The organism is Cobetia sp., from assembly GCF_983723665.1.
In genome coordinates, this window is sequence record NZ_CFDJES010000017.1 from 1 (window position 1) to 10,684 (window position 10,684).

The following is a 10,684-nucleotide window of genomic DNA, read 5'->3' on the forward strand; positions in this document are numbered from 1 at the left end:
AAAAGTTGCGCAAAGCAAGAGATGTACGCGCTTCGTGAGGCGTCTGCTGCGCCCATGACGACGGCCTGAGCGTTGTCACAGCCCCATCACGTACATGCACGCTTGTAGAAGGCAGAGGCGAGAGGCTAGACTCCCCAGCCTTCTGTATTGGAGATGATGATGCAACCTCAAGAACTGTTGCTGTATTGCCGCCCTGGCTTCGAGGCTGACCTGGCCGCAGAAGTCAGCGAGAAAGCGGCGTATATCGGCACGCCGGGTTATCCGATTGCGGCACGCGACAGTGGCTTCGTGCGTTATGTGGTGACGGGTGATGAGCCCGCCAATGCCCTGCATCGTGACATGCCGCTACAGGCGTTGGTCTTCGCTCGTCAGACCCTGGTGGCGCTGGAGCCGCTGGTCGGCATGTCGCGGGAGAATCGTGTCTCGCCGATTCTGCAGCAGGTGGTCGACGCCGGCTGGAGCTTCGAGGAGATCCGCCACGAGATGCCGGATACCAATGATGGCAAGGCACTGTCGGGGCTGGGCAAGGCCGTCGGTCGCCCGCTGGAGTCCGCGCTCAAGAAGCGGGGTGCCCTGCGCCGCAAGGCCGGTGGTCGGGCGTTGCATGTCTTCTGGACGGATGGCGATGAAGTCCAGCTGGGCATGAGCTTCCCGGGCAACCGCAGCGAATATGCCAATGGCATTCGTCACCTGCGTTCGCCGAGTCGTGCGCCCAGCCGCTCCACGCTCAAGCTGGAAGAGGCGTGGCACGAATTCGTGCCGCGCGATCAGTGGGAGCGTCGCATCGCCACTGGCATGCAGGCAGCGGATCTTGGTGCCGCCCCGGGTGGCTGGACCTTCCAGCTGGTCGAGAAGGGCATGTTCGTGTTCGCGATCGACAATGGCCCGATGAGCAAGGACCTGATGGCGACAGGACAGGTCGAGCATCTCAAGGAAGATGGCTTCACCTGGGAGCCACCGCTGCGCCTGGATTGGCTGGTCTGCGATATCGTCGACAAGCCGATTCGTGTGACCGAGATGGTCGAGCGCTGGCTGAAGAAGCGCTGGTGCAACGAGGCCGTCTTCAACCTCAAGCTGCCGATGAAGCAGCGCTGGAAGGAAGTCTCTCGCTGCCTCGACTATCTGGCCGCCAGTCTCGAGCGCTCCAACGTCGGTGCCGAGATTCGCTGTCGTCATCTGTATCACGACCGTGAAGAGGTCACTGTGCACGTGCGCATCACGCACTGATTGGCTGTTGCTCAATCAGCATGCACGAGTGGCACATGCCCCATACAAGAACCCCACGGCCTGGACAGGTCGTGGGGTTCTTGTATGGGGCGCCTGATGCCTCCGCTCGCCGGAGAGATGCGCTCAGGTATGCTCCAGTAGGATTATCCGCTCCGGTTGGGATAGCATGGGTGCCAGGCGCGCCATCATGCGATCTCTGGCCGGACTGACCGACCATTCCTGCCACGCTCGCGCATCGCGCCATGAGGTGATCAGGATGCGGTGTCCCGCGCGGCCGGTTTCCATCAGATTCTCTCCCGAGATGAAGCCCGGGACATGCGTGGCCTCGCGTACGACTTCACGCGAGGCCTGTTCGTAATCCTGTTCCAGTCCCGGCATGATATGCCGTTCGATCAGAACCTTGATCATGCCTGTCTCCCCTTTTTTGTACGTGCCGCCAGCCAGGGCGGCAGGATTGTCAGGAGTCTTCGATGACCGATATCACATTGCCCGAGGCCGATGCCGAACTGGAAACCAGTGGCCTGTATTGCCCGGAACCCATCATGATGCTGCACAACAAGGTGCGTGAGCTTGCCTCGGGTGACCTGTTGCGGGTAGTGGCGACCGACCCTGCCACCACCCGTGATGTGCCCAAGTTCTGCGCCTTTCTCGGCCACACCCTGGAACTGAGCCACGAGACGCCGGAACAGTTCCTGTATTACATCCGCATCAGTTGAGCGCCATCCGCAGCCGCTGAGTCGCTGGCCATGACTGGCCCTCAGGCTTCACGGTCATGGACCTCGACGCAGACCTGGTCGCTCTCGCCGGTCATCATCAGCGCGAGAGCCTCCAGCGTCGCCGGGTCCTGCTCGCGAATCTGGTTGGCGATGGCGCGCTGGAAGAAATAGACCACATCATGCCGGCTGCGCCCCGGGTACAGGCAGTCGTCGCCGGCCAGCACCGGTGTCTGGGTGACGCGAGCTTCATCGACCAGCAAGGCCTCGATGTTGCCATCGCTGTAGAGACGCCAGCCGAAGACCTGCTTGAGCTGCCACTGTGTCTCGCCGTTGGTCATGCACAGCGCGTGGGTACCCAGCGTGTCCGGCAGTTGCTGCAGCAGCGTCGTCTTGTCCGAGACTTCATAGTCGTAATAGGCCGCGGCATGTTCGAGCTCGAACACCTTGTGGTCAGGCGCCAGCATGAAGACTTCGTCGGTTTCCGGGTCGCGATAGCCGACGAAATGCCCCTGCTGGGGGTCTTCCAGCTCGTGGCAGGGCATCAGCCCCTCCATCCACGGCACCATGCCGACGACTTCACCATCCTCGCGCAGCCCCCAGGCCAGCACCGGAATGCTGTAATAGCTGTCCGGATCGCTGTCGAGCTGATAGAGCATTTCCAACCCGTCGTGTTCCGGCGCCAGCCGGAGAATACGACGTCGTGCACGCATCCTGTCACGCATGACACTCAGGTCGATGACCTTGGCGGAGCGGGGGGAAGATACTGGTACGCCCATGACGAACCCTCCTCAGCAGCTTGTCGATCGTCCTCGGCGTGTGCTGGTGCGTTCTCTCGCTTCTGCCATGTGTGTCGTCAGCGAGAGAGCACTGCCTTGAATAACCATTAGCACAGCCAGAGCCCTGACGGTAACCCCTCCTTGGACGAAATGACCGTCTATCAGCTTTTTCGTGTTTAAACGCAAAAGCCCCGCGTCACCCTGTCGGGTGTCGCGGGGCTTGCTCATCACGGCGTTTCAGGCAGCTGTCAGCCCAGCATCCGGGCCGAGCTTCCTGTTGGGATGCAGGCTGAGATGCAGGCGCTATCCGCCAGGCATCACTGGCTCGCCAATGCCTCGTCACGCACGCCACGGCGCGCGATGATCCACAGGCGCCAGCCGAGCAGCAGCGCCGCCACGGTCAGGCCGGCCACCATGCCGATCCAGTAGCCATAGACGCCCATCTGCTCGATGGACCAGGGCGAGATCGGGAAGGCCTCACTGCCGACACCCAGCAGGTGTCCGCCTCCCAGCCCGACCACCCAGTAGGCGAACATGGTGATCAGCATGATGATGCGCGTGTCCTTGAAGCCGCGCAGTGCGCCTGCCATGGCGACCTGCAGGGAATCCGAGACCTGATAGAGCATCGCCAGGGTGATCAGCGACATGGCCAGGGCCTGGACCTTGAGGTTGCTGGTGTAGAGCGCCACGGCCGGCTCGGCCAGTACCCAGATCACGATGTCATTCACCAGCGCCACCACTAGCGAGAAGGCCACGCCATTCCAGGCCACGAAACGTGCTTCGCGCATGTCGCCACGGCCGATGGTGTGACCGACGCGCACGGTCAGGGCCATCGCCATTGACAGCGGCAGCATGAACAGCAGCGAGGTGAAGTTGAGCGCGACCTGGTGGGCCGCGACCTTGATCTCGCCGAAGCTGGCCACGAACAGGGCGATGACCGTGAACAGCGTGACCTCGAAGAAGATCGCGATCCCGATCGGCAGGCCGACCTTGAGCAGTTCGCCCATCTGCTTGAAGTGGGGGGCGCTGGGCTGGCACCACAGCGCCACGGCGCGATACGCGCTGCTGTAACGCGTGTAGGCGAACATGCTCAGGCACATGATCCACATCGCAAGGCCGGTGGCGATACCGCAGCCGGCGGCGCCCATGGCGGGGATGTCGCCCAACAGTCCCGGCAGGGTGATCCCCAGCAGGTCATCCACGCCCGCAGACCCGTAGATCAGCACGTAATTGAGCGGGATGTTCGATATCAGGCCGATCAGGCTGATGATCAGTGCCGGGCGGGTATGGTTCATGCCGTCTGAGTAGGCGCGCAGGACCTGATAGAAGGCGGCGCCCGGCATGCCCCAGGCGATGGCCATCAGGTAGAGGGTCGCCTGCTCGGCCACGGCCTCAGGCACCTCCATCAGCGTGAAGATCGGCGCGGCCAGATACCACAGTGCAAGCCCGGACAGGCTGCCGAGCACCAGCGAGATCCACAGCGATTGATGCACGTTGCCACGCACCTCACCGCTGCGATTGCCCCCCATCAATTGCGCGACCACCGGCGTCAGACCCATCAGGGTGCCCGCCATCAGCAGCAGCAGAGGCACCCACAGGCTTGAGCCCACCGACACGGCTGCCAGGTCCGTGGCCGAGGAACGTCCCGTCATCAACACGTCCACGGCACTCATGCCTGCCTGAGCCAGCTGCGCGCCACAGATCGGCAGCGCCAGGGTCAGCAGGCGTGAGGTTTCCGCTCTGACGCGGGGAATCAGTGGCGGAGGCGGAGAACCGGGGGCCGTCTGAGGCTTGGAGGGGGTGGATGAATCGGCGGGGGGCACGGCAGGCTCCTGCTAGTAATCGAGAATCATTCTTGCTTGGCGCGCCATCCTAGCAGATAAGCAGGTTTCATGAACGCAAGCTGATGAATTATCACGGCTGTAAGCGACACTGTCAGCTGAAATGACGCGCTATACGCTAGCCACGTACAATGAGCCATCCGACAGAGCAGGTTTTCCTGCCGCCATCGAATGCCCACACACTGCCAGCGCTTGCCGAGAATTGCCGTGTCGTCCCATGAGTCCCTACCTGCCGTCCTTTCCTCTGATTCCGCCTGCGGGAGCCCCCGTCGTGCGCATGACCTCGCCACCTTGATGGCGTTGTTCGACGGCCTGTTCGGCGGCACCTTCAACACCTTGCTGCGCTGTGATCCTGAAGAGCCGCTCTATCTTCCGGCCGGCATGCGAGGGGAAGGCAGGCATGTCCCGGAATCAGAGCTTGGCTATCACCGCATCTATCTGGCACGTGGCTTCTTTTCCAGCGCGCTGCATGAGATCAGCCATTGGTGCATCGCAGGCGCCAGACGGCGGCTCGAGGAAGATTACGGCTACTGGTATGCGCCGGATGGCCGCGACGCCGAGCAGCAGCGTGCCTTCGAGAGTGTCGAGGTCGCGCCGCAAGCGCTGGAGCTGCTGTTTCACCGGGCGGTGGGCAAGCCGTTTCATGTCAGCGTCGACAATCTTGAGCTGGAGGTGGATCGAGACGCCTTCGCGCAACGTGTGATGCAGCGCGCTGTCGATGTCGAGCAGCGCGGCCTGCCCGCCCGGGCCGCTGCCTTCCGCCACGCACTCGCCGGTGTCTGGCAGCAGGGGATGCCGCTTGAGCAGGCCATCGCCCATGCCAGGCCCCTGTTGCCTGCGGTGGGGGAGGACGGCCGACTGGCGTGATGCCTTGTCTGAGCATGCCAGGCGGCAGTGGCGTCGCCCGCTGGGCTTGCCTCCCGGTACTCACCTCCCTGAGCGGGATTGCATTATCTGCAAATCAGCGTTGCACTCACGTTGCAGGTGTCAGGGCTTTGTGATTAGAATGATTCGCATTGACACAATGGTTCCGCTTTTACTGGCCTGCAGGTCTGCTCATGGCAGTCCTCGTCAGGACAGGACACCTTGAACAGGGGTATTCGATGACTGCTGTATCCATGATTTCTGCATCCTCCGCTCGCAAGCTGTTGTTGAGTGCGCTGGTCGGCGTGACGGCTGTCACGGCCATGCCGGCGCAAGCCCAGGAAGAGGTGAACGTCTACTCCTATCGTCAGGCCTATCTGATCGAGCCGTTCCTCAAGGAGTTCACCGAGGAGACCGGCGTCAAGGTCAACGTGGTATTCGCCAAGCAAGGTCTGGCCGAGCGTCTCAAGCGTGAGGGTCGCAACACGCCTGCTGACGTCCTGCTGACGGTGGATATCGGTCGCCTGCAGGAGCTGGTCGACGAGGAGCTGGTCAAGAGCGTCAATGACGACGTCATCGAAGCCAACCTGCCCGAGCAGTATCACGGTCCTGACAACCAGTGGTTCGGTATCACCACCCGTGCCCGCGTGCTCTACACCAGCGTCGAGCGCCTCGAGGCCGGTCAGGTCGCAAGCTATGACGACCTGGCGGACCCGAGCCTCAAGGGCCGTGTCTGTTCGCGTGCCGGGGATCACCCCTACAACGTGGCATTGATCGCCTCGCGTATCGCCCACAACGGCGAGGAAGCGACCCGCGAATGGCTGGAAGGCTTCAAGGACAACCTGGCGCGCAAGCCGCAGGGCGGGGACCGCGATCAGATCAAGGCGATTCGTGACAACGTCTGTGACGTGGCCATCGGCAACAGCTACTACTACGGCAAGATGCTCGACAACGACGAGCAGCGTCCGTGGGCCGAGAAGGCACGCATCGAGTTCCCGGACCAGAACGGCGTCGGCACGCACATGAACATCTCCGGCATGGCGATGACCAAGTACGCGCCGCACGAAGAGAATGCGCTCAAGCTGATGCGCTTCTTGACCGAGAAGACCGCCCAGCACATGTATGCCGAGGTCAATTTCGAGTACCCGGCCAACCCGGCTGCCGAAAGCTCGGAGCTGCTGACGTCCTGGGGCGAGTTCAAGCAGGATGACCTCTCGCTGACCGAGGTCGCTAAATACCGCAAGCGTGCTGCTCAGATGGTCAATGAAGTCGGCTTCAACCAGTAACGGCACTCACCGCTGGCGTAAGCCATCGGGTGGGATGTCATGAACGAAGAGGGGCTGTCGCGATGCGACAGCCCCTCTTCGTTTGAGTGAACAATGTAAAATAGACGCAATTGCAGTTGGCAGGTCAGTGAGGAAGAACAGATGACGCAAGGCAAGCGGCTGTTGGCAAAGCGAGGTGCGAGCCTTGAAGAGGAAGCCTGCACGGCAACCAGCGCGACGGAGCTCGCCCTGGAGCGCGCGACTCACAGCACGTCAGGCGCCGAAGACGCGGCGATAAGACGCCGTCAGCGGCGCCTGGGCACGCACATGGGGTGGTTCGCGACGGCCTGGGGGGTCGCCGCGCTGGTGGTGATGCCGGTGCTGGCCGTCATCTGGCTGGCGTTGTTCGGCGATGATGGCAGTGATCAGGCCGGTGACGGCATCTGGCCGCACCTCGTCTCCACCGTGCTGCCTGACTACGTCATGACGAGTCTGGCGCTGGTGGCCGGCGTGGCGGTGCTCAGCGGCAGCATGGGCGTAGTGTCGGCGTGGCTGACCACCATGTATCAGTTCCCGCTGCGGCGCACCTTCGAGTGGTCATTGCTGCTGCCGTTCGCGATTCCCGCCAACGTCATCGCCTACATCTACACCGATGTCTTCGAGTATGCCGGGCCCTTCCAGGGCGCGCTGCGTGCGCTGTTCGGCTGGGACTCGCCGCAGGATTACTACTTCCCCGAGATACGCAGTCTGGGCGGCGCCATCCTGATGCTGTCGCTGGTGCTGTTTCCGTATGTCTTCATGCTGGCGCGCTCGGCGTTTCTCGATCAATCGCCGTCACTGCGCGATGCCAGCCGCACCCTGGGCTGCAATGGCTGGCAGAGCTTCTGGCGCGTGGCGTTGCCCAGTGCACGCCCGGCGATCGCCGTCGGTCTGGCGCTGGCGATGATGGAGGCGCTCAATGATTTCGGCACCGTCGATTACTTCGCGGTGCGTTCGCTGACCGCCGGCATCTTCAATGTGTGGCTCAACATGGGCAGCCTGCGCGGTGCGGCCCAGATCGCGCTGTGTCTGATGATCTTCGTGGTCACGCTGATCTGGCTGGAACGGCATGCCCGGCGCCGGCAGCGTCAGTTCGGCAAGGGCGATCGCTATCGTCGCTATCGTCGTCCGACCCTGCATGGCTGGCGCGCCGGACTGGCGACACTGGCCTGCCTGCTGCCGCTGCTGTTCGGCTTCCTGTTGCCGGTGGGGCTGCTGACGCGGCATGCCATTCGCTACTTCGAGGAGTCGTGGACACCGGACTTCGCCGGTTACGCGCTCAATAGCCTGATGCTGTCGGTGAGTGCTGCCGTGTTGACGCTGATCATCGGGGTACTGCTGGCCTACGCCAAGCGGCTGGATCGCACCGCCAGCGTACAGCAGGCGCTCAAGCTCTCGAGTCTCGGTTATGCCATGCCGGGCGCCGTGCTGGGGCTGGGCGTGCTGGTGCCGCTGTCCGGTTTCGACAATGCGCTGGACAGCTTCCTGCGCGCCAACTTCGGGTTCTCCAGCGGTCTGCTGCTGACGGGGACGATGGGCGCGATCATCATCGCCTATGTGGTGCGCTTCCTCGCCATCGCCGCGGGTTCCATCGAATCGAGTCTCGACAAGGTCACGCCCTCAATGGACATGGCGGCGCGCTCGCTGGGCGAGAACACCTTCTCGACACTGCGCCGGGTGCACCTGCCCTTGATCCGTCCCGGCTTGCTGACCGCGGCGCTGGTGGTGTTCGTCGATGCCATGAAGGAGCTGCCGGCCACCTTGTTGCTTCGGCCCTTCAACTTCGACACGCTCGCCACCCACGTCTATCAGTACGCCTCGGATGAAATGCTCGAGCAGGCGGCGTTGCCGGCGCTGGTGATCGTGGTGGTCGGCATCCTGCCGGTGATCGTGATCTCGCGCACCATCGTGGCCTCGCGCAGCGAGTCATGATGAAGACAGCGTCGGCATCAGCTTATTGCCATATGAGAGTTGTTCCTCGTGTGGAGATCGCCTAGGGTGCAGCGCTCGACACTGACAGGACAACGCCGGAGATGGTTCGCACGATGCTCAAGCCTTACGTAGCCAAGATGCGTGGTGGCCCCCTGAAGCGGGGCAGGCCGCATGTTGCCGATGCCCTGTGGTCGTGGCTCGGGGCCTTTCTGGGCATGGCGCTGATCGGCTGGCTGTCCTCGCACTACCTGGCGGTCAGCTCGCTGTTGCTGGTGGGGTCATTCGGCGCGACCTCGGTGCTGCTCTACGGCGCGCCGCACAGTCCGCTGGCCCAGCCGCGCAATGTGCTGGGCGGCAACATGCTGTCGGCACTGGTCGGTGTCGCCTGCTATCACTGGCTGGGCGATGGCTGGCTGGCGGCGGCCATGGCGGTCTCGGTGGCACTGCTGGTCATGCAGCTGACGCACACCCTGCACCCGCCGGGCGGCGCCACGGCCTTGATCGCGGTGATCGGCGGTCAGCCGCTGCACGAGCTGGGCTACTGGTACGCCCTGTTGCCGGTGGGGCTTGGCTGCTTGGCGATGCTGGTGCTGGCGGTGTTGATCAACAATCTGGCGCGTCATCGCCGCTATCCGCTGCACTGGCATTGAGCCCATCGGATGCGCGTTTCTGCAGGCGACGGCGGAAGATGGTAGACTGGGCCATCGCCTGACGCGAGCGACTGGCAGCAGCCGGATGAGGTCCCTCTGACCGACTCTTTCTTCTCTGCGCCTGATACGCCTCGCTCCCTCTCCCGGCACGTGCCCGGCCAGGCGCCATTCCTTAATGATCGACCAGCACGTGGCCGGTCAGCCGAAGAGATATTGATGACTGAGACTACTGCCAATTCCGTCCCGGCGTTTGCCTCCCTGGGGCTGTCCGCTCCTGTCCTGAAAGCGATCGCCGAGATGGGCTATTCCACGCCGTCTCCCGTCCAGGCAGGTGCGATTCCTGCCGTGCTGGAAGGCCGTGATGTGATGGCTGCCGCGCGCACCGGTACCGGCAAGACCGCCGGTTTCGCCCTGCCGCTGGTCGAGCGCCTCTCGCAGAGCGCTCCCGCGGGTGCCCGCAAGATCAAGGCCCTGATCGTCACGCCTACGCGTGAACTGGCCGCGCAGATCGACGAGAACGTCACTGCCTATTCCCGTCACCTGAAGCTGCGCAATGCCGTGGTATTCGGTGGCGTGAAGATCAACCCGCAGATCAGCCGACTGTCCTCTGGCGTCGAGATCCTGACCGCCACGCCGGGCCGCCTGCTGGACCTGCACTCCCAGAAGGCCATCGACTTCTCCGATCTCGAGACGCTGGTGCTGGATGAAGCGGATCGCATGCTGGACATGGGCTTCATCCACGACATCCGCCGTCTGCTCAAGCTGCTGCCGACCAAGCGTCAGACGCTGCTGTTCTCCGCGACCTTCTCCGATGAGATTCGCGGCATGGCCAACAAGCTGCTGAATGACCCGGTGGCGGTGGAAGCCAGCCCGCGCAACACCACGGCCGAGAAGGTCGAGCAGCATATCCACACCGTGGAGAAGAGCCACAAGCCTTCACTGCTCAAGCACCTGATCATCAAGGAAAATTGGCACCAGGTGCTGGTCTTCACCCGTACCAAGCACGGTGCCAACCGTCTGGCGACCAAGCTCGAGAAGTCCGGCATCAGTGCTGCGGCGATTCATGGCAACAAGAGCCAGAATGCGCGTACCAAGGCACTGGCCGGCTTCAAGAACGGCGAAGTGCGCGTGCTGGTCGCGACGGACATCGCGGCGCGTGGTCTGGATATCGAGCAGCTGCCGCAGGTCGTCAACTACGAACTGCCCAACGTGCCGGAAGACTACGTGCACCGCATCGGACGTACCGGCCGTGCCGGCGCCAGTGGGCGTGCCATCTCGCTGGTCTCCAGCGATGAGCGCAAGGAACTCGGCGGCATCGAGCGTCTGCTCAAGGGCAAGCTCAAGCGCGTCGAAGTGGAAGGTTTCGTGCCGGAA

Annotated in this window: 10 protein-coding genes; 7 read left to right on the plus strand and 3 right to left on the minus strand. The window is 63.1% G+C overall.

From position 1 onward, the window contains the following. The first annotated feature begins 153 nt into the window (after positions 1-153). Positions 154-1,227: a 23S rRNA (cytidine(2498)-2'-O)-methyltransferase RlmM gene (gene rlmM / locus AC4FAH_RS03340; RefSeq protein WP_286989327.1), complete on the plus strand. Its 1,074-nt coding sequence runs from the start codon at positions 154-156 to the stop codon at positions 1,225-1,227. A 123-nt stretch (positions 1,228-1,350) separates the two neighbouring features. Here rlmM and AC4FAH_RS03345 read toward each other — a convergent pair whose 3' ends face one another. Further along, positions 1,351-1,635 carry an antibiotic biosynthesis monooxygenase family protein gene (locus AC4FAH_RS03345; protein WP_043335322.1) on the minus strand — a complete coding sequence of 95 codons (285 nt, stop codon included), beginning with the start codon at positions 1,633-1,635 and terminating at the stop codon, positions 1,351-1,353. Positions 1,636-1,697: 62 nt separating this feature from the next. Between AC4FAH_RS03345 and tusA the strand changes: the two genes are divergently transcribed. Continuing rightward, positions 1,698-1,943 carry a sulfurtransferase TusA gene (tusA, locus tag AC4FAH_RS03350; RefSeq protein WP_054555155.1) on the plus strand — a complete coding sequence of 82 codons (246 nt, stop codon included), beginning with the start codon at positions 1,698-1,700 and terminating at the stop codon, positions 1,941-1,943. Between the two features lie 41 nt (positions 1,944-1,984). Here tusA and AC4FAH_RS03355 read toward each other — a convergent pair whose 3' ends face one another. Both AC4FAH_RS03355 and AC4FAH_RS03360 read right to left on the minus strand, forming a co-directional pair. Next, positions 1,985-2,719: a hypothetical protein gene (locus tag AC4FAH_RS03355; RefSeq protein WP_052384769.1), complete on the minus strand. Its 735-nt coding sequence runs from the start codon at positions 2,717-2,719 to the stop codon at positions 1,985-1,987. 317 nt (positions 2,720-3,036) lie between these two features. Then, positions 3,037-4,476, minus strand: coding sequence for an MATE family efflux transporter (locus tag AC4FAH_RS03360; protein ID WP_240548781.1), 1,440 nt, complete (start codon positions 4,474-4,476; stop codon positions 3,037-3,039). A gap of 378 nt (positions 4,477-4,854) precedes the next feature. Here AC4FAH_RS03360 and AC4FAH_RS03365 point away from each other — a divergent pair, with 378 nt between their 5' ends. The 5 genes from AC4FAH_RS03365 to AC4FAH_RS03385 form a co-directional block, all read left to right on the plus strand. Continuing rightward, positions 4,855-5,427, plus strand: a complete 573-nt coding sequence (locus AC4FAH_RS03365; RefSeq protein WP_287020129.1) for an elongation factor P hydroxylase — start codon at positions 4,855-4,857, stop codon at positions 5,425-5,427. Between the two features lie 236 nt (positions 5,428-5,663). Beyond that, positions 5,664-6,710, plus strand: a complete 1,047-nt coding sequence (locus AC4FAH_RS03370) for a Fe(3+) ABC transporter substrate-binding protein (RefSeq protein WP_225347558.1) — start codon at positions 5,664-5,666, stop codon at positions 6,708-6,710. A gap of 306 nt (positions 6,711-7,016) precedes the next feature. Further along, a complete protein-coding gene (locus tag AC4FAH_RS03375) occupies positions 7,017-8,660 on the plus strand; it encodes an ABC transporter permease (RefSeq protein WP_107336652.1) in 1,644 nt (547 codons plus the stop codon). 113 nt (positions 8,661-8,773) lie between these two features. After that, positions 8,774-9,310: an HPP family protein gene (locus tag AC4FAH_RS03380; RefSeq protein WP_043335366.1), complete on the plus strand. Its 537-nt coding sequence runs from the start codon at positions 8,774-8,776 to the stop codon at positions 9,308-9,310. Between the two features lie 216 nt (positions 9,311-9,526). Next, on the plus strand, positions 9,527-10,684 hold a 1,158-nt coding region (locus AC4FAH_RS03385; RefSeq protein ID WP_490245635.1), incomplete at its 3' end, for a DEAD/DEAH box helicase.